The sequence below is a fragment of the Devosia geojensis genome, assembly GCF_000969415.1.
Lineage (GTDB): Bacteria > Pseudomonadota > Alphaproteobacteria > Rhizobiales > Devosiaceae > Devosia > Devosia geojensis.
Genome location: NZ_JZEX01000133.1, coordinates 1 through 18,396 on the forward strand (window position 1 = coordinate 1; position 18,396 = coordinate 18,396).

13 protein-coding genes and 1 pseudogene are annotated in these 18,396 nt (G+C 66.9%); 5 read left to right on the top strand and 9 right to left on the bottom strand.

What is annotated here, in order from left to right:
• Nucleotides 1-81: 81 nt before the first annotated feature.
• The gene (locus VE25_RS16095; RefSeq protein ID WP_052732030.1) at nt 82-2,886 is read right to left on the bottom strand and encodes a [protein-PII] uridylyltransferase; all 2,805 of its coding nucleotides are present in this window, start codon (nt 2,884-2,886) and stop codon (nt 82-84) included.
• Complete coding sequence (gene mutS, locus VE25_RS16100; RefSeq protein WP_046109675.1) at nt 2,867-5,590, bottom strand: DNA mismatch repair protein MutS; 2,724 nt, start codon at nt 5,588-5,590, stop codon at nt 2,867-2,869. Before mutS ends, VE25_RS16095 begins: the two co-directional genes overlap by 20 nt.
• 176 nt (nt 5,591-5,766) lie before the next feature.
• Between mutS and VE25_RS16105 the strand changes: the two genes are divergently transcribed.
• Both VE25_RS16105 and VE25_RS16110 read left to right on the top strand, forming a co-directional pair.
• Nucleotides 5,767-6,066 (top strand): type II toxin-antitoxin system TacA family antitoxin, encoded by a 300-nt coding sequence (locus tag VE25_RS16105; protein ID WP_046109676.1) that lies wholly within the window; start codon nt 5,767-5,769, stop codon nt 6,064-6,066.
• 46 nt (nt 6,067-6,112) lie between these two features.
• Nucleotides 6,113-6,586 (top strand): GNAT family N-acetyltransferase, encoded by a 474-nt coding sequence (locus VE25_RS16110; RefSeq protein ID WP_439328911.1) that lies wholly within the window; start codon nt 6,113-6,115, stop codon nt 6,584-6,586.
• A gap of 3 nt (nt 6,587-6,589) precedes the next feature.
• Here the strand turns inward: VE25_RS16110 and VE25_RS16115 are convergent, their stop codons facing one another.
• The 7 genes and pseudogenes from VE25_RS16115 to VE25_RS16145 all read right to left on the bottom strand — a co-directional run bounded on the left by VE25_RS16115 (nt 6,590) and on the right by VE25_RS16145 (nt 15,301).
• Nucleotides 6,590-8,221 carry a glycoside hydrolase family 43 protein gene (locus tag VE25_RS16115; RefSeq protein WP_046109678.1) on the bottom strand — a complete coding sequence of 544 codons (1,632 nt, stop codon included), beginning with the start codon at nt 8,219-8,221 and terminating at the stop codon, nt 6,590-6,592.
• 194 nt (nt 8,222-8,415) lie between these two features.
• Nucleotides 8,416-9,360 carry a sugar-binding protein gene (locus VE25_RS16120; RefSeq protein WP_046109679.1) on the bottom strand — a complete coding sequence of 315 codons (945 nt, stop codon included), beginning with the start codon at nt 9,358-9,360 and terminating at the stop codon, nt 8,416-8,418.
• 85 nt (nt 9,361-9,445) lie between these two features.
• A complete protein-coding gene (locus VE25_RS16125; RefSeq protein WP_046109680.1) occupies nt 9,446-10,474 on the bottom strand; it encodes an ABC transporter permease in 1,029 nt (342 codons plus the stop codon).
• Nucleotides 10,474-11,154 (bottom strand): annotated as a pseudogene (locus VE25_RS16130) (ATP-binding cassette domain-containing protein); the annotation flags it as partial. The pseudogene VE25_RS16130 and the gene VE25_RS16125, both read right to left, overlap by 1 nt.
• Nucleotides 11,155-11,390: 236 nt before the next feature.
• Nucleotides 11,391-12,698, bottom strand: a complete 1,308-nt coding sequence (gene xylA, locus VE25_RS16135; protein ID WP_046109682.1) for a xylose isomerase — start codon at nt 12,696-12,698, stop codon at nt 11,391-11,393.
• Nucleotides 12,695-14,161, bottom strand: a complete 1,467-nt coding sequence (gene xylB, locus VE25_RS16140) for a xylulokinase (protein ID WP_046109683.1) — start codon at nt 14,159-14,161, stop codon at nt 12,695-12,697. Before xylB ends, xylA begins: the two co-directional genes overlap by 4 nt.
• 99 nt (nt 14,162-14,260) lie before the next feature.
• The gene (locus tag VE25_RS16145; RefSeq protein ID WP_046109684.1) at nt 14,261-15,301 is read right to left on the bottom strand and encodes a LacI family DNA-binding transcriptional regulator; all 1,041 of its coding nucleotides are present in this window, start codon (nt 15,299-15,301) and stop codon (nt 14,261-14,263) included.
• Nucleotides 15,302-15,423: 122 nt separating this feature from the next.
• On the opposite strand from VE25_RS16145, the gene VE25_RS16150 reads away from it, so the two are divergent.
• The 3 genes from VE25_RS16150 to VE25_RS16160 all read left to right on the top strand — a co-directional run bounded on the left by VE25_RS16150 (nt 15,424) and on the right by VE25_RS16160 (nt 18,267).
• On the top strand, nt 15,424-16,437 hold the full coding sequence (locus VE25_RS16150) for an aldose epimerase family protein (RefSeq protein WP_046109685.1): 1,014 nt from the start codon (nt 15,424-15,426) through the stop codon (nt 16,435-16,437).
• 4 nt (nt 16,438-16,441) lie between these two features.
• Nucleotides 16,442-16,981 carry a DUF1697 domain-containing protein gene (locus VE25_RS16155; protein WP_046109686.1) on the top strand — a complete coding sequence of 180 codons (540 nt, stop codon included), beginning with the start codon at nt 16,442-16,444 and terminating at the stop codon, nt 16,979-16,981.
• 146 nt (nt 16,982-17,127) lie between these two features.
• The gene (locus VE25_RS16160; protein ID WP_046109687.1) at nt 17,128-18,267 is read left to right on the top strand and encodes an epoxide hydrolase family protein; all 1,140 of its coding nucleotides are present in this window, start codon (nt 17,128-17,130) and stop codon (nt 18,265-18,267) included.
• Nucleotides 18,268-18,396: the final 129 nt, after the last annotated feature.

Genomic DNA, 18,396 nt, shown 5'->3' on the forward strand with positions numbered 1-18,396 from the left:
GGGTGGGGGGTGGTGCCGTCAGCGTCCGAGCGCGCGTTTAACTGCCCTAGGAAAGTGCGCGCCGACCAGGTCGGCGGGAGCCTACCCATTGACGACCTTCTGCGCCCGCTCCTCGCGCTGGGGCGAGAGCACGCGCATCAGGGTGTCGTGGATTTTTTTCTGGCGCGCCTTGTTCATGATCTTCTGGCCGGTGAGGTCAGTGACGTAGAAGACGTCCACCGCCTTCTCGCCATAGGTGCCGATATGGGCCGAGCCGATGGTCAAATTGAGGTCGGAGATTTCGCGGGTCAACTGATGCAACAGGCCCATGCGGTCGAGGCCGGAGATCTCGATGACGGTGAATTTTTCCGACAGGTTGTTGGAGACCATTACCTCGGCCGGCAGGAAGAACGGTTTCAGCCGCTTGTTGTGGCGGCTCTCCTTGCCGAGGTCGATGAGGATCTGCCGCTTGCCCTGCAGCAGCTGTTTGACCGTATCGATGATGCGGGTGGCGCGCACCTTCTCGTCCTCGTCCGACGTGAAGGCGCGGCGTAGCCGGAAGGTGTCGATGGCGCGCCCGTCGCGCGTCGAGAAGATCTGCGCCCCGATGATCGAGGCGTCCTGCATGGTGCAGGCGCCGGCGATGATCGAGAGCAGCCGCGGATGGTCGGGCAGGTAAAACGATACCTCGGTGATCGATTCGAACGCCTTGACGCGGATCGACCCGGCGAAGGCCTCGCCCGCCATGTCGGCGTGGCGGATCATGCGCGCGTGCTCGACCTGCAGTTCGGGCTCGGCGCGCAGCCAGTAGTGGTCGTAGTGGCGCGCGATATAGGCCTCGATGTCGGCCGGCGGCCAGGAGGCCAGCGCTTCGCGCAGGGCCTTGCGCGCATCCTCCACCCGGTCGGACTGGCTGACCTGCGAGTGGCCGCCCGAGAGCAGCGGCTCGGTGGCGAAATAGAGGGCGCGCAGCAGCGAGCCCTTCCAGCCGGTCCACACGCCCGGACCGACCGCGCGGATATCGCAGGCGGTGAGGATCATCAGCAGCGCCAGGCGCTGGGGCGATTGCACCACGTCGGCGAACGCCTTGGCGGTCTCGGGATCCTGCAGGTCGCGGGCCTGGGCGATCTGGCTCATCAGCAGGTGGTGCTCGACGAGCCAGGCGACGGTCTCGGTTTCTGCCGGCGAGAGTCCGAAGCGCGGGCAGAGCTTTCGCGAGATGCGCGCGCCGGCGATCGAATGGTCCTCGGGCCGGCCCTTGGCGATGTCGTGCAGGAAAAGCGCGACATAGAGGAGCCGCGTGTCGTTCAATTGCGGCAGGAGCTCGTGGGTCAGCGGCAGCTCGTCGCGCAGGCCCCCGTTGGCGATCTCGGCCATGACGCCCACCGCGCGGATCAGATGCTCGTCGACGGTATAGTGGTGATACATGTTGAACTGCATCAGGGCGACGATCTTGCCGAAATCCGGCACGAATTTGCCGAGCACCCCGCTCTCGTTCATGGCGCGCAGGATTCGTTCCACGTATTGCGGGGCGGTAAGGATGGTGAGGAACGCCGCGTTCGCTTTCGCGTCCCCGCGCACGGCGTTGTCGATGAGGTGCAGCGAGCGGCGCACGGCCTTGACGGCATCGGGATGCAGGTGCAGCTCCTGCCGGCCGGCGACGAGGAAGAGCCGCACGAGATTGACCGGATCCTTCTCGAAGACGTCCGGATTGGCGATGTTGAGCCGGCCGCTGTCGACGACGAAATCGCTCTCGCCCTTGATCCTGACCTGGCCTCTGCGGAAGGGGGCGAGCACGCGCCCGACGAGGTCCATGTCCTTGGCATGGGCGATCTCGAGGCTGGTGCAGAAGATGCGGGTGAGGTCCCCGACATCCTTGGCAACGAGGAAATAGCGCTTCATGAAGCGCTCGACGCCGAGCATCCCCAGCCGCTCGGCATAGCCCATGCGGCGCGCGAGCTCGGGCTGCACGTCGAATGTCAGCTTCTCGTCGGCCCGGCCGGTCAAAAAATGCAGGTTGCAGCGCACCGCCCAGAGAAAGTCCTCGGCGCGCTGGAAGAGGCGGTACTCGGCGGGATCGAAGACCCCCTTGTCGATGAGCTCGTGGGCGGTCTTGACCCGGTAGAAATACTTGCCGATCCAGAAGAGGGTGTTGAGGTCGCGCAGCCCCCCCTTGCCGTCCTTGATGTTGGGTTCGACGACATAGCGGGTATTGCCCATCTGCTTATGCCGCTCGTCGCGCTCGGCCATCTTGGCGGCGATGAACTCGGGACCGGTCTTGGGCATGATCTCGGTCTCGAAGCGGTGGACGAGCTGGTCGAAGAGCGTCTTCTCGCCGGTGAGGTACCGTGCCTCGAGCGTGGCGGTGCGCACGGTCATGTCGGAGCGCGCCATGCGGATGCATTCGTCGACCGAGCGCACGGCATGGCCGACCTTCTGCCCGAGGTCCCAGAGCATATAGAGGATGTATTCGGTGACCTGCTCGCCCCAGGGGGTTTGCTTATAGGGCAGGATGAAAAGCAGATCGATGTCCGACCCTGGCGCGAGCGTGCCGCGCCCGTAGCCGCCGACGGCGGCGAGCGCGATGGTCTCGGCGCCGGACGGGTTGGTCATCGGATAGACGCGGGTGGTGGCGAAGAGATGGACGGCGCGGATGATCTCGTCCTCTGCCGCCGAGAGGCTCTGGGCGCAGCGCGTGCCCTTGCCGGTGTCCAGCAGCTCGGCCTCGGCGCCGGCCCGCGCCTGCGCCAACGTCCCCCGCATGTGGGTGAGAACGGCGGTGCGCGAGGCGGCCGCCTTCGGGTCCGCGTCTCCGATCAGGGCGTCGATCTCGGCGATCAGCGCCCCGGCGGTCTTGAGGACGAAGCCGGGTTTTCGCACTTTGAGGTCAGCTTCGGCGAGCGGCATCGCGGCGTTTCTTCAACTCGTAGAGAAGCTCGATGGCATCCCGGGGCGTGATGTCGTCTGGTCGGATGGTATCGATGAGATCGGCAACCGGGTCGGGTTCGGGCCCGGTCCTTTCGGGGGCGGGCGGCTGATGCGCAAAGAGCGGCAGATCGTCTAGCACGCCGCCGACCGCGCTGGAAGGCCCGGCGCCGGCGGAGCGCTGCTCGAGAAGGGTAAGCACATGGCGCGCCCGGTTCAAGACCGGTTCGGGCAGGCCGGCGAGCCGCGCCACCTGGATGCCGTAGGAGCGGTCGGCGGCGCCCTTGCCAACCTCATGCAGGAACACGACTTCTCCCTCCCACTCGCGCACCTTCATCGTCACGTTGGCCATGCGGCTCAACGACTTTTGAAGGCTGGTCAGCTCATGGAAGTGGGTGGCGAACAGCGCCCGGCACCCGGTCGCCTCGTGGAGGCTTTCGAGCGTTGCCCAGGCGATCGAGAGCCCGTCGAAGGTGGCGGTGCCGCGCCCGATCTCGTCGAGGATGACGAGGGAACGGCGGGTCGCCCGGTTGAGGATGGCGGCGGTCTCGACCATCTCGACCATGAAGGTCGAGCGGCCATGGGCGATGTCGTCGGAGGCGCCGACGCGCGAGAAGACGCGGTCGACGACGCCGATATGAGCGGACGCCGCCGGCACGAACGCGCCCATCTGCGCCATGATGGCAATGAGCGCGTTCTGCCTGAGGAACGTCGACTTGCCGCCCATGTTGGGGCCGGTGACGAGCCAGAGCCCGCCGCCCTCTTCGCTGCTGCCGGAGAGATTACAGTCATTGGCGACGAAGCTCTGGCCCTCACCCTTGACCATTTCCTCGACGACCGGATGGCGGCCGCCTTCGATGTGGAAGGCGAGGGACGCATCGACCGTCGGACGGACATAGCCGCGGGTGCCGGCGAGATGGGCGAGGGCGCTGGCGACATCGAGCTCGGCCAGCGCATCGGCGAGCGCCCGCAGCTCCCCGGTGCGGCCGAGAACCTCGCCGCAGAGCTTTGCAAAAATCCGGGCTTCGATCTCGAGCGCCGCCTCGTGCGCCCGCGCGATCCGCCCTTCGAGGTCGGCGAGCTCGGCGGTGGTGAAGCGCATGGCGTTGGCGAGGGTCTGGCGGTGGATGAAGGTTGCGCGGTGCGGCTCCTCCATCAGCTTGCCGCCATGACCGGCCGGCACCTCGACGAAATAGCCCAGCACCCCGTTGTGGCGGATCTTCAATGACCTGACGTCGGTTTCATCGATCAGCCGCGCCTGGAGCGCGGCGACGACGGCGCGGGTCTCGCTGCCGAGGGCCCGCTCGCCGTCGAGACCGCCGTCATAGCCCTTGCGCACGAACCCGCCGTCACGCGCCATGAGCGGCGGATCGTCGTCGATGGCGAGCGCGAGCTCCGAGGCAAGGCTTTGCGGTGCTGCCGCGAGAATTTCGGAGATGCGCACGAGCTCGGCGGGCAGGTCCCCGGCTTGCCCGAGCCTTTGCCCCAGCGCCACCGCCGCCGATATGCCGGCGCCGATGGCGGCGAGGTCGCGCGGACCGCCGCGCTCGAGCGCGATGCGGGTCAGCGCACGGGCGATGTCCGGCGCCGCCTTGAGGTCTGCGCGCAGGCGCCCTGTCAGCATGGTGTCGCCGGCGAGCCGTTCCACGGCATCGAGCCGGGCATTGATGGCGGCGGCATCGGTCAAGGGCGCGGCGAGGCGGCCGGCAAAGAGGCGGGCGCCGGCGGCGGTGACGGTCAGGTCGATGGCCGAGAGCAGCGAACCCTTCTGCCCGCCGCGCTGGGTCTCGACGAGCTCCAGCGAGCTCCTCGTCGCCTGGTCGATGGCCATCAGGCGCGCCGCATCCTCACTGGTGGGCGCGCGCAGCGCCACCGCCTTGCCCTTCTGGCTCTCCTCGACATAGGCGAAGAGCGCGCCGAGCGCGGCGCGGGCGGCGCGCGAGAAGGCGGTCGGGTCGACGGCTTCCCCTGCCAGCGCCTGCCGGAGCCGCTCCGTCGCCGTCTCGCTGTCGAAGGCTTCCGGTGCGACGACGGAGAGGGCAGGCACCAGCGCCGGCGGCAGCAGGTGCCGTTCGGTGAGGGCGGTGCGGGCCGCGTCAGTGAGGATCAGCTCGGCCGGATCGATGCGGGCGAGCTCGTCGGAGACCGTTTCCGCAGCGAGGTCCGCCACGTGCGTCTCGCCGGTCGAAACGTCCCCCCAGGCCAGGGCGAAATCGGTCTCGCCATGGCGCACCATCGCGAGGCTGGCAAGGAAATTGGCGCCGCGCGCCGGTAAAAGGTCGTCCTCGGTCAGCGTGCCGGCGGTGACGAGCCGCACCACGTCGCGCTTGACCACCGACTTGCCGCCGCGTTTCCTGGCCTCGGCCGGGTCCTCGACCTGCTCGCAGACCGCCACGCGATGGCCGAGCGAGATGAGCTTCTTCAAATAGTCCTGCGCGGCGTGGATCGGCACGCCGCACATCTGGATGTCTTGCCCGAGGTGCTTGCCGCGCTTGGTCAGGACGATGCCGAGCGCGGCCGAGGCGATCTCGGCGTCCTCGAAGAAGAGCTCGTAGAAATCCCCCATCCGATAAAAGAGCAGGTATCCGGGATTGGCCGCCTTGATCTCGAAATACTGCGCCATCATCGGCGTCAGCGCGGCACTCGCGGGCTCGGCGTTCTGCGGCTGGATACGGACCTCGTGCATGCGTCCACAGTCTCGGGAAAGAGGCGGCAACGCTAGGGCAGTTGGCAGCCCCGCACAACCGGGCAGGCCCGGGTTTTGGGCAGTTTTCGACGAGTTGTTGCATGGTGAAGCGCGCGTTTGTATTGCGTTTTGCGCTACGCGGCTTTATATTGCCGGCAGAGCATAGGAGTGCACCCATGTCCCGCGCGGCAGAACGCAAAGATCATCCCCTGTCCATGCGCCTGCCGGAGGCCGATATTGCCATGATCGACCGGGCGGCGGGCCTGCGTGGCCGCTCGCGCACCGACTTTGTGCGCGAGGCGGCGGTGCGGGCAGCCGAGGACGTGCTGATGCAGGCGCTGCCCATCCGCATGAGCCCGGAGGGCTTCGATGCGTTCATGGATGTCCTTGCCCAACCGGGCCGGCCGGTTCCGGAGATGGTGGAGGTGCTGACACGGCCGGCTCCATGGGAGTCCGAGAAGACTGCCGGGCGCTGATCCGTTGGCCCTTTCCGGTCCTGAACCGCTTTCGGCAGACCATGATGTGTCCGCCTTCTCGTGCGGCAAGCCGGCTCTCGACCACTGGCTGCAAACCCGCGCTCTATCCAACCAGCAGAAGGGCTTCACGGCGGTCATGGTTGTGCATGACGCCGGCCGTGTCGTCGGATTCTACGGGCTCGCCCCCACCGCGGTCGTCCCCACGGCGATGCCTCGCGCGATCCGGACCGGGCAACCACCGGATCCCGTCCCCTGCCTTCTGCTGGGGCAACTGGCGACCGACACGGCTGCGGCCGGCCGAGGGATCGGCACGGGATTGCTCAAGCACGCCCTGACGCGCTGTGTCGTGGCTGCCCGGCTCGTCGGTGGGCGCGCGCTCATGGTCAACGCAGTCGATGCAGAGGCCGCCGCCTTCTGGCGACGGCGCGGCTTCATCGCATCGCGCGACGATGAGCTGATCCTCTTCAGAAGCATCACCGATATTGCCGCGTCGCTCGAGGCGGCGGGCAAGCGCCTGTGACGCCTACACCTCGTACCGGTCGCTCGGATCGCGCACCGGCCGATAGAGGAAGTAGGAGAAATCGGCGGGCTTTGCCGTGCCGTTGAGGTCGCTCGCCGCCATGCCGACGAAGGCGCCGGTGAAGGAGCCGTGCTCGGCGTGGCCGCCGCATTCGTCCGAGAGGATCGAAGCGTCGAGCACCGGGCCGATGGGCTTTAGATGCTCGCCTTCGAGGGCATAGAAGAACTGCAGCCTGTTGCCGCGGATGGTCAGCGCCAGCCGCACCGGATGGTTGTTGGGGATCGGCACCGGCTCGGCGGGAAAGCGCAGCTTGCCGTCCGGGAAGCTCATTTCCGAGCTCATCAGCAAGAGCTCGCGCTGCCCGTCCGAATGGGCGGTGACGGCGAGATAGAAGAAGTTGTAGCGGCTGTAATAGGCGGTCAAACCCGCCATCTGCCGCTCGTCGCCGGGGTAGAAGTCGACCTCCGTCTCGGCATCGTAGGAAAAATGCGTCTGCCGGCGGGCGACCAGCGCCTGCTCGAACCAGGAGCCGATGGATTCGCGCCCGAAGAGGCGCAGCTTCCCGCCCTCGAGCGCAAAGATGCGCTCGGTCTCGGGGGTGCGCAGCCACTGGAAGTCCTTGTCGAGGCTGCCCGAGGCGAATTCGTAGCGCTTCTCGGCCCAGTAGGCGTCCTCATCGCGGGTGCCGGGCACGTCGACATGGAGGGCGGGCACATTGGTGCCGTGCTTCAGCCACAGCCAGTCGTCGTCGCGCCACTCGGCTTCCTGGATGGCGGTCTCGCGGCCGAGCACGCACCGACGCTTCTGCGTCGTCGGGCGGCCGGTCAGGTGCACGATATAGGTGCGCCCGTCGGGCGTCTCGACCCAGTCGCCGTGGCCGGCGCGCTGCAGCGGATTGAGCGGCTTGTCCTTTGACGTGACGACGTATTTTTCCGGATGCGTCTCGTAGGGCCCGTCGATGTTGCGCGAGCGCGCGAAGGTCACCGCGTGGTCGTACCCCGTGCCGCCCTCGGCGGTCATCAAATAGTACCAGGGCTTGCCGTCCTTGCCGGCGCGCTTGTAGAGGTGCGGGCCCTCGACGAGCTTTAAATCCGTGCCCTGGTAGATGTTCTTGACCGGACCGACGAGCTTTCTCTGCTCATGGTCGTATTCCTGGAGCGCGATGCCGGCAAAGAGCAGCGGGCGCGCCCGGTGGTCCCAGAGCATGTTGACGAACCACTTGCGCCCGTCGTCGTCATGGAAGAGCGAGGGATCGAACCCGGACGAGTTCATGTAGATGGGATCCGACCAGGGCCCCTCGATCGAGGGCGCCGTGACGAGATAGTTGTGCGCGTCCTTGAACGAGCCGTCCTTCCTTTTGACGTCGGTGTAGATCAGCCAGAACTGCCCGTCCGCATAGGAGAGGCACGGCGCCCAGACGCCGCAGCTGTCCGGATCGCCGCGCATGTCGAGCTGGCTCTTGCGGTCGAGCGGCCGGGTGACGAGCGCCCAGTTGGCGAGGTCCCTGGAGTGGTGGATCTGCACGCCCGGGTACCATTCGAAGGTGGAGGTGGCGATATAGTAGTCGTCGCCGACGCGGCAGATGGAGGGGTCCGGGTTGAAGCCGGGCAGGATCGGGTTGGTCAGAAGCGGCATCGAAGTCTCTGTCTGGTAAAAATGACCGCCGCCCGGAGGCGGCGGCGGGGGTTCGGGTGGGTGCACCTCGTTTTGCCTCCCCACCGGGTCATCCCCGCGAAAGCGGGGATCTCTGTACGAAAGGCACCGTTGGGAACAGAGGTTCCCGCTTTCGCGGGAATGACCCGGCGGTTGGGCAGGATTGAGGTTCTCCCCTAGTTCAAAAACTCGTCGACATTCTCGGCGGTCACCCGGTCGAGGCCGGTGTAGATGATCTCCTCGACCGTCTCGCCGTTCTTGATGGCGAGGAGCGTGTCCATGACGACGACGCCCATCTCGTAGGGGCGCTGGCCGACGAGGCCGTGGGCGTAGCCTTCCTTCAAAAGTTCGAGCTGGACGGGAAGCGTGTCGGCGACGACGAGAGCCAGGGCCTTGGAATCGACGTCGGCCTTGAAGCCGTCGACGAAGTTGCGCCAGCCGTCCGGGGCGAACATCGGCCAGCCGCCGACCGGCACGATGGCCCCGATTTCGGGATTGGCGGTCTTGAGGTCGCCCATCTGCTGGAGTCCCAGCGCGCTGTCGTCGTTGGAGAACGTGGGCGAACCCGGCACCTCCGTCCATTCGGAACCGGCCAGCGCCTCGCGCACGCCGTCGACGCGCTCGGCAAGGTTGGGGGCCGCGGCGCCCCCCGAGATCATGCCGTAGGTGCCGCCCTCGGGCTTCACCTGCAGCAGGAGCTCGCCGAGCGCGGTGCCGAACTCCTTGTTGTTGGTGCCCACATAAGCGGTGCGCTGCGAGTCGGCCGCGTCGCTGTCGAAGGTGATGACGGCGATGCCCGCTTCCACGGCGCGGTTGATGACGGTCGTCGCCGCCGCCGTGTCGGAGACGGAGATGGCGAGCCCGTCGACGCCCTGGGTGATCAGATCCTCGATGATCTGGGCTTGGGTCGCCGCCTCGTGCTCGACGGGGCCGATATAGATGCACTCGACATTGCCGAGCTCGGCGGCGCGCGCCATGCAGCCGTCGCGGGCAAGGTCGAAGAACGGGTTGTTCATCGCCTTGGGCACCACCGCGAACTGGTAGCTCTCCTGGGCAAGAGACGTGCCCGCGAGCATGGCCGAAGCCATGGCGGCAAGGCCGATCACGATAAGCTTCTTCATATGCTTCCTCCTCCTCATGTCCCGCTTTTTCGCGGGAGCGAACCGGACGGCGGACGAGCCCGCCGGCCTTGCCGCGCCGGATCCCTCATCCGTTGCGCAGCGATCTCAGGCGGTCGACCAGAACGGCCGCGACGATGATGCAGCCGACCAGGGTCTGCTGCCAGTAGGGGTCGACCCGGGCCAGAACCAGCCCGTTGCGGATGACTTCGATCAAGACGCACCCGATGATGGCGCCCGCCGCCCCGCCGACGCCGCCGGCAAGGTTGGCGCCGCCGATGACCGCCGCGGCGATGATCGTGAGCTCGTAAGCTGTGGCGAGGTTGGCGGGGGCCGAGCCCAGCCAGCCGGAAATGATGATGCCGTTGAACCCGGCCGCCAGCGAGCAGAGCATATAGACCTGGATCTTGACCCGATCGACCGGCACGCCGGTCAGCCGCCCCGCCGACTCGTTGCCGCCGATGGCGAAGACGTAGCGCCCCCAGGCGGTGTGATGCAGCGCCAAGTACATGGCGATGGCGAGGATCAGGAGATAGATAAAGGAGATCGGGATGAGATCGAACAGGCGCCCGGCGGTGACGGCGATGAAGAGATCCTTGTCCGGCCCGGTCGGGAAGGCGCCGCGCCCGTAGGTCGCCACATAAGTGAGGCCGCGCACGATCGAGAGCGTGCCAAGCGTCGTGACGAACGGCGAGAGCTTCAATTTGGCCACGGCAAAGCCGTTGGCGAAGCCGATGGCGGCGGCGGTCGCGAGGCCGGCAAGCACCGCCAGGATCAGCGCGCCGCCCGGAAAGAGCGCGATCGCCGCTCCGGCGAGCCCCGAGAGCACCAGCGAGGTGACCGTCGCCGACAGCGCCATGGTCGAGCCGACCGAAAGGTCGATGCCGCCGGTGATGATGACGAGGGTGATGCCGAGCGTCGCAATGGCGATGAAGGAGAAATTGCGGGTGATGTTGGCAATGTTGCCGGGGGTCAGGAAATTGGGCGAGAGCAGCGCCATGATGGCTATGATGACGATGAGCGCCGCCAGCACGTAGGCCGATTGCGAGGCGAGGAACCCCTTCTGCCAGAAGCGGGTGCGGCGCACGTTGGAAAAGCCTTGCACGGTGTCCGCCATCACGCCGCCTCCTTGGCCCCGGTGATCAGCGCCGTCACCTCCTCGGGCGACGTCTCACCGATCGGCTTGTCGGCGACCTTGTTGCCGCGGCGCATGACGATGATGCGCTCGCAGACGGCGAAGACGTCGGGCATGCGGTGCGAGATGAGGATGACGGCGATGCCCGCTTCCTTGAGGCGGTGAATGAGGCTCAACACCTCCGCCACCTGCCGCACGGAGATCGCCGCCGTCGGCTCGTCCATGAGGATCAGCTTGGCGTCGGCGAGGCGCGTGCGGGCGATCGCGACGGCCTGCCGCTGCCCGCCGGACATCTGTTTGACGAGGTCGTCGGAGCGCGTCTCGGATTTCAGCTCGGCGAAGAGCTCGGCGGCGCGTGCGTTCATGGCGTTGTGGCGCAGGAACCGGAAGGGACCGACATTGTATTTGAGCTCGCGCCCGAGGAAGATGTTGGCGGCCGCCGTCAGGTTGTCGGCGAGCGCCAGGTCCTGATAGACCGTCTCGATGCCGAGCCGGCGCGCCTCGGCGGGACTGGCGATGTGCGCATCGCTCCCCTCGAAACTGAGGTGCCCGGCCGAGGGCGGATAGATGCCCGAGACGATCTTGACGAGGGTCGACTTGCCGGCCCCATTGTCGCCCATGAGGCCGACGATCTCGCCCGGTCGAACCGAAAAACTCACGTCGTGCAGCGCGCGGATAGCGCCGAACTCCTTCGAAACGCCATGCAATTCAAGCAGACTCACCGATTCCCTCCCAGAATATCGGTTCGTTGAACGCGCAAACTTATCAGATACGTTTGCGCGCCTGTGACTTTAGACTGTCCGTTTCGTCCCGCCTCAATTATCCGGCAGCGTTTTCTATTTGCACAACAACTAGGTCAATTGCCCCGGCGAGTCCAGATCGCCGGGGCGTCCGCTTGTCATACAAAGCGGTTGACGAGGTTTTCCAGGTACTCCTGGCGGCCCGAGCGCGGCTGCGGGTTGATGTTCTCGGCTTCCACCCATTGGGCGATCTCCTCGAGCGTGCGCTCGCCCTTCAGCATTGCGCTAGCTCCCTTCTGCTGCCAGCCGGCATAGCGCTCGTCGAGCAGGCGGTCGAACTCGCCGTCCTCGATCAGCGCCGCGGCGGCCTTGAGGCCGCGCGCCAGCACGTCGAGCCCGCCGATGTGGCCGTAGAGGAGGTCCGCCGGGTCGAGCGACTGGCGGCGCACCTTGGCGTCGAAGTTGAAGCCGCCGCTGCCGAGGCCCCCTTGCTTCAGGATGTAGTAGAACGCCAGCGCCATCTCGCCCGGATTGTTGGGGAACTGGTCGGTATCCCAGCCCGACTGCAGGTCGTTGCGGTTGGCATCGACCGAACCGAGCATGCCGAGCGAGGAGGCGATGGCCAGTTCATGCTCGAAGGAATGGCCGGCAAGGAAGGCATGGCCGACCTCGATGTTGCACTTGACCTCCTTTTCGAGACCGTAGCGCTGCAGGAACCCGTAGACCGTCGCGACGTCGTAGTCGTACTGGTGCTTGGAGGGCTCCTGCGGCTTGGGCTCGATGAGGATGGTGCCGTTGAAGCCGATCTTCTTGGCGTGGTCGATGACGAGGTGGAGGAAGCGCGCCATCTGGTCGGCCTCCTGGCCGACCTTGGTGTTGAGCAGCGTCTCGTAACCTTCGCGGCCACCCCAGAGGACGTAGTTGGCGCCGCCCAGCTCATGGGTGAGCTCCAGGACGTTCTTCACCTGGCCGGCGGCATAGGCGAAGACTTCCGGGTCCGGATTGGTCGCGGCGCCGGCCATATAGCGGCGGTTGGAGAAGAGGTTGGCCGTGCCCCAGAGGAGCCTGGTGCGGCTGGTTTCCATCTTGCGCGCGAAGATCTCGCCGATCTCGCGCACGTTCCTGTTGCTCTCGGCCAGCGTCTTGCCTTCCGGGGCGATGTCGACGTCATGGAAGCAGAAGAAGGGGATGTCGAGGAGATCGAAGAACTCGAAGGCGACGTCGGCCTTGAGCTTTGCGCCTTCCATGCCCTTGTCGTACCAGGGCCGCTCGAACGTGCGACCGCCGAACGGATCCCCGCCTTCGGCCGCGAACGTGTGCCAATAGGCGACGGCCGGACGGATATGGTCTTCCATGCGCTTGCCGGCGACGATCTCGTCCTTGTTGTAGTGCCGGTAGGCAAGCGGGTTGCGGCTTTCCGGCCCTTCATATTTGACGGGCGAGATATTTTTGAAGAAGTCGGTCACGAACGGGTCTCCTCGATGGCGGGGTAAAGGGCGCGGTAGCGCGCATAGCTTTCGTCATAGGCCGAGGCGAGGCTCGCGTCGGGCTCGATGACGGTCTTGATTTTGGGCATCACCATGATGTCGGCGGGGGCGGCCCCGGTCGCGGCGCAGAGGCCGAGACGGGCGGCGCCGAGCGCCCCGCCGAAATCGCCGTCCTCGGGCAGCGCGATGGGCGTCCTCAAATTCGCGGCGATCATCTTGAGCCACAGGCTCGAGCGCGAGCCGCCGCCGACAGCGAGCAATTGCCCAATTTCGGTCCCCGCATCCTCGAGGACGCGCTGGCAATCGCGCACGGCAAACGCCACGCCCTCCATCACCGCCTGGGCGAGCCGGGCGGGATCGGAAAGGTGCGAAAGGCCGACGACGGCGCCGCGCGCCGCCGCATTGTTGTGCGGGGTGCGCTCGCCCGAGAGGTAGGGGAGGAATATCTCCTCGCCCGGTCCCTTGAACTGGGCTTCGGCGGAACCCGCGAGATCGGCGGCCCTTTGCCCGGTGATCTTTGCCAGCCAGTTGAGCGAATCGGTCGCCGAAAGGATCACGCCCATCTGGTGCCAGGTATCGGGAATGGCGTGGCAGAAGGCGTGCACCGCGCCCTCGGTATTGGGGCTGAACTTCTCGTTGGAGACGAACAGAACCCCGGAGGTGCCGAGGGAAACGAACCCTTCGCCCGGCCGGATGGCCCCGATGCCGCAGGCCGAAGCGGCATTGTCGCCGGCGCCGCCTGCGACCACCACCTCGCCGGTCATACCCCAGCGCTCGGCGAGTTCCTTCTTCAAGACCGCTGAAGGCTGCGATCCCTCGACCAGGCGCGGCATATGCGAGCGGGCGAGCCCGGTGACGGCCAGCAGCTCGTCCGACCAGTCGCGTTTGGCCACATCCAGCCAGAGCGTCCCGGCGGCGTCCGACATGTCTTCCACGTGCTCGCCGGTCAGCAACAGGCGCACATAGGCCTTGGGCAGCAGGACTTTTGCTATCCTCTCGAAAATCTGCGGCTCGTGCTTCCGCACCCATGCGAGCTTTGGCGCGGTGAAGCCGGGCATGGCGATATTGCCGGCGATCGCGCGCAGGCTCGGCAGCGCCGCTTCCATCTCGGCGCACTCGGCGGCCGAGCGGCCGTCGTTCCAGAGGATGCAGGGGCGCAGCACCTTGTCCTGCGCATCGAGGAGCGTTGCGCCATGCATGTGGCCGGAAAGGCCGATGCCGCGCACGGAAGCCAACTCCTGCGGGTGGAGCTTGCCCAGCGCGTCGACCGTCTCGAGGGTGGCGCGCCACCAGTCGGCCGGGTCCTGCTCGGACCAGCCGGGCTGCGGGCGGGTCGGCTCGCGGCTCGCCGCCGTCGCCTCGCCCAGCGTCTCTCCCTTCTCCCCGATCAGCAGCGCCTTGACGCCGGAGGTACCGACGTCGATGCCGAGATAGGCACTCATGAGGTACGTACCTCAAATCGGCCGGCAAACCATCGCATGCTGCATCTCCTCCCGTGCCCGCTTGATGCGGGCCGCTTCATTTGCGGAACGGCTGTCCCTTTAGCGCAGATTGTCGCGCAGGAAAATGCCGATTTCAATGGGCTCGGCATCGGCAGGTCCGGCGCCACCCAAGGCCAGCGCGCGCGCCGCGGCGATGGCGGCGCGGATTTCCCCGTCCGGGTTCTGGTCGAGCACCACGTCGATCGCCCCGGACTTAAGGCCGGCGCGGGTCGGGGCGGTCAGCTCGTGCGCCACCACGCGGATGCCGCCGGCCCGGTGCGAGGCATCGAGCGCGGCGACGAGCCCGGCATTGCCGGCGCCCAGATTGTAGAGCCCGGCAAGGTCCGGGTGCCCGGCGATCAGCGCCGCGGCCCGCTCGCGAGTCTCCTCGGTTTCGTCGTGCCCCTCGACCGGCGCGAGCACCATGAGCCCGGGAAAGTCCTTGGCCAGCACCGCGCGAAACCCCTCCAGCCGTTCGCGGTGGTCGCGCAGGTGCATGGAGCCGGCGATGACGCCGATTTTTCCCTTGGGGCAGAAGCGGCCGATGAGCGAGGCGGCGGTGCGGCCGGCCGCGACGTTGTCGATGCCGACGAACTGGCGGCGCGCCGAGCCCGGCAGGTCGGAGACCAGCGTCATGACGCCGATGCCGCGCCGCGCCGCCCGCTCGACGGCGGCCATCACCGGCTCGTCTTCGCTGGCAACGATCACCGCGCAGTCCCAGTCGCGGGCATCCAGCCCATCGAGCGCGTCGGCCAATGCCTGCGGATCGAGGGCGGGGATGCGGCGGGCCTCCACATGCATGCGTTCGGCCCGCGCCGGCACGGCCCGGCGCGCCACCGCTTCGGCCAGGCTTTCCATGAACTCGTTGCTGCCGCCGGGAATGAGGAAGACGAGGGTCAGGTCGCGGGCCCGGGCCAGCAGGGAAGCGGAAAGATCGCGGTGGAAGCCGAGCTCGGCCACCGCCGCCTCGACCTTCTGGGCGGTGGCCGGGCGCACGCCCGGGCGCCCGTTCAGCACGCGGTCGACGGTCGCCAGCGACACCCCCGCGGCGCGGGCGACATCGTGGACGGTGGCGCGGCGGCGCACTTCGATCTCGTTCATGCGGCCTCCCTTTTCCGTTCCGTGACAAAATTCCGCGGCTCCCGCGCAAAGGTCAAGTGCAACGTTGCGGTCTCGTTGCAAACCGTACTAAAGCTTCGCGCCGTGCGACGAGGAGGGTATGGATGGCAATCGCGGTTTCGACGTTCGGCGACTTCAACGGCAGGCGGGTCGACCAGTTTCACCTGAAGAGCGACACCGGCGTCGAGGTCGACATCATCGGCTACGGCGTCGTCGTGCGCGATTGGCGGGTGCCGGTCGCCGGGGGGCTGCGCAGCGTCGTCCTCGGCTTTGAAGACTTCGCGCCCTATCCCGAGCACAGCCCGCATTTCGGCTCGCTTGCCGGGCGCGTCGCCAACCGCATCAAGGACGCCTCGTTCGAGCTTGACGGCAAGACCTACAGGCTGCCCGCCAACGCCGGCGCGCTGCACCTGCATGGCGGGCCCGAAGGCCTTGGCCGGCAGGTCTGGCAGGGCGAGGTCGACGAAGCCAACAACACCGTGCGCTTCACCCATTTCAGCCCCGACGGGGCCATGGGCTATCCCGGCAACGTCAATTTCGAGGCCTATTACACGCTCTCGGGCAACCGGCTGAAGCTGGAGCTGCGCGCGACGACCGACACCGCGACGCCGATCAGCCTCGTCCAGCACCAGTATTTCAACCTCGGCACCGGCGCCGACGTGCTCGACCACACCATCCAGGTCAATTCGAGCGCCTATACCGAGCTCGGCAAGGACGACCTCTGCCCGACCGGCGCGATCCTGCCCTCGCGCGGCACGCAATATGACCTGCGCCAGCCCCGCACCATGCGCGACGCTTCGGGCAATCCGGTCGACTACGACATCGGCATGGTGCTCGACACCGGCCGCAGCCACGAGGATCCGGTGGCGACGGTCAGGGGGCCGGACGGCGCGCTGACCTTGAAGCTCTGGACCGACCGGCCGGGCTTGCAGGTCTACAACAGCGTGTGGACCGACATTCCGGTTCCGGGCCTCAACGGCAAGCGCTACGGCAAGCACGCCGGCTTCTGCCTCGAGGACCAGTCGTTCGCGGACGCGGTGCACAACCCGCACTTCCCCAACATCATCCACTCGCCCGAGCGACCCTACAGCCACTGGTGCGACATCGAGATCGCCTGATCCTATGCGGACCTACGTCGCCCTCATCCGGGCGATCGGCCCGCTGACGCATCCGAAAATGCCGATGGCGGGCCTGCGTGAAGCCTGCACCGACGCAGGCTTCACCGACGTCGCGACGGTCCTTGCCACCGGCAACGTGCTCTTTCGCGTCGGCGGGAGCCGCAAGGCCGTGCTCGCCAGGCTGCGCGCGGTCATCGACGGGTTCGGGCTCGACAACGCCGTCGTCCTGCGCACGCCCGCCGAGCTCGAGCAGATCGTTTCGGCGAACCCCTTTCCCGACGCGGTCTCCCGCGGCAGCGAGTTCGCCGTGTTTTTCCTCGCCGAGCCGGCCAAGGACACCGGCTGGATGGCAGGGCTTTCCGGCCCGGAGCGGCTGGAGCTCAAGGGACTCGACCTCTATGTCGACTATTCCGGCGGCGTCTCCGCTTCGCCGCTGACGCCGGCCAAGATCGAGAAGCGCCTCGGCGTGGTGACGACGTTCCGCAACTGGAATACGGTGATGAAGCTCCTTGCCGCGGCCGAAAAGCTCGGCGGGAAGCCCTAGGTTGTGTGGACATTCAGGTGATGGCGCCCTGACCTAACTGTCCACACAACCTAAGGCTGCTGACACGCTCTGGCAGCAGCCCTGCGCCATTCATGACTTCAGGCAGCACGCGCTGCCCTCCCCAAGCTCCTTAAAGGAGGAAGTCAATGCCCGTATTCGATCCCAAACCCTTCACCGTCCGCTATTCGGACGACGCCGTCGCCGACCTCAGGTCGCGCCTTAAGGGCACCCGCTTTCCCGACGCCGTCGAGGGCGCCGGCTGGGACTACGGCACCAATCCGCAGTTCCTCGAAAAGCTCGTCGCCCACTGGGCCGACCGCTTCGACTTCGCCGCCGAGGAGAAGCGGCTCAATGCGTTCGCCCAGTTCACCGTCGAGATCGACGGCGAGACGGTGCATTACGTCCACGCCAGAGGCAATGGCGGCACCCGTATGCCGATCCTCCTCGCCAATGGCTGGCCCTCCAATTTCGTCGAGCTCCTGCCCCTGGTGCCGCTGCTGACGGAAACCGTCGACGGGCAGAGCTATGACGTTATAATACCCTCGCTCCCCGGCTTCGGCTTTTCCGGCAAGGCGAAAAAGCCGGGCATGAACCTGACCCGCGTCGCCGAACTCTGGGCCAGGCTGATGACCGGGCTCGGCTACGAGCGGTTCCTGATCTGCGGCTCCGACATGGGCGCGGGCGCCGAGATGGGCCTGGTGCGCGCCGTGCCCGAGCGGGTGATCGGGGCCCACTACGTCAATGTCTATTCGCAGTATCCACGCCCGGAAGACCCGAGCGAGGAGGAGAAGGCCTATTTCGCCAAGGTCGACCAGTGGTCGTTCGCCGAGGGCGCCTATGCGATGATCCAGGCCACCAAGCCGCAGACGCTTGCCGTAGGCCTTACCGATTCGCCTGCCGGTCTTGCGGCCTGGATCGTCGAAAAATTCCGCACCTGGGGCGACACCAAGGGCGACGTCGAAACCGTCTTTCCGCTCGACACCCTCTGCGCGATCCTCACCGTCTACTGGGTGAGCGCGACCATCGGCTCGTCGGTTCGGCTCTACTACGAGGCGTTCCGCGACCAGGCGATGATGCAGCCCATGCCCCGGCACGACGTCCCCCACGGCATCATCGTGCCGCCCGCCGACCTTCCGGCCCCGCGCCGCTGGGGCGAGCGGCACCTGCAGAACATCGTCCGCTGGACGGAGCTGGAAAAAGGCGGGCACTTCCCCTCCCTCGAGATTCCGGATGTGCTCGCCGACGATATCCGGGCTTTCCACCGCGCGATCGAGAACCGCGGCTAGGCACGCGGAGCGTCTGGGGATGCCCGTGCCACACCGGCGGCCATTCCCCGAACCACGAGGGCGGGGCACCAAGCTCCCCCAGGCACCATGCGTCCCCCTCCCCCTTGAGGGGAGGGGATAGGGGTGGCA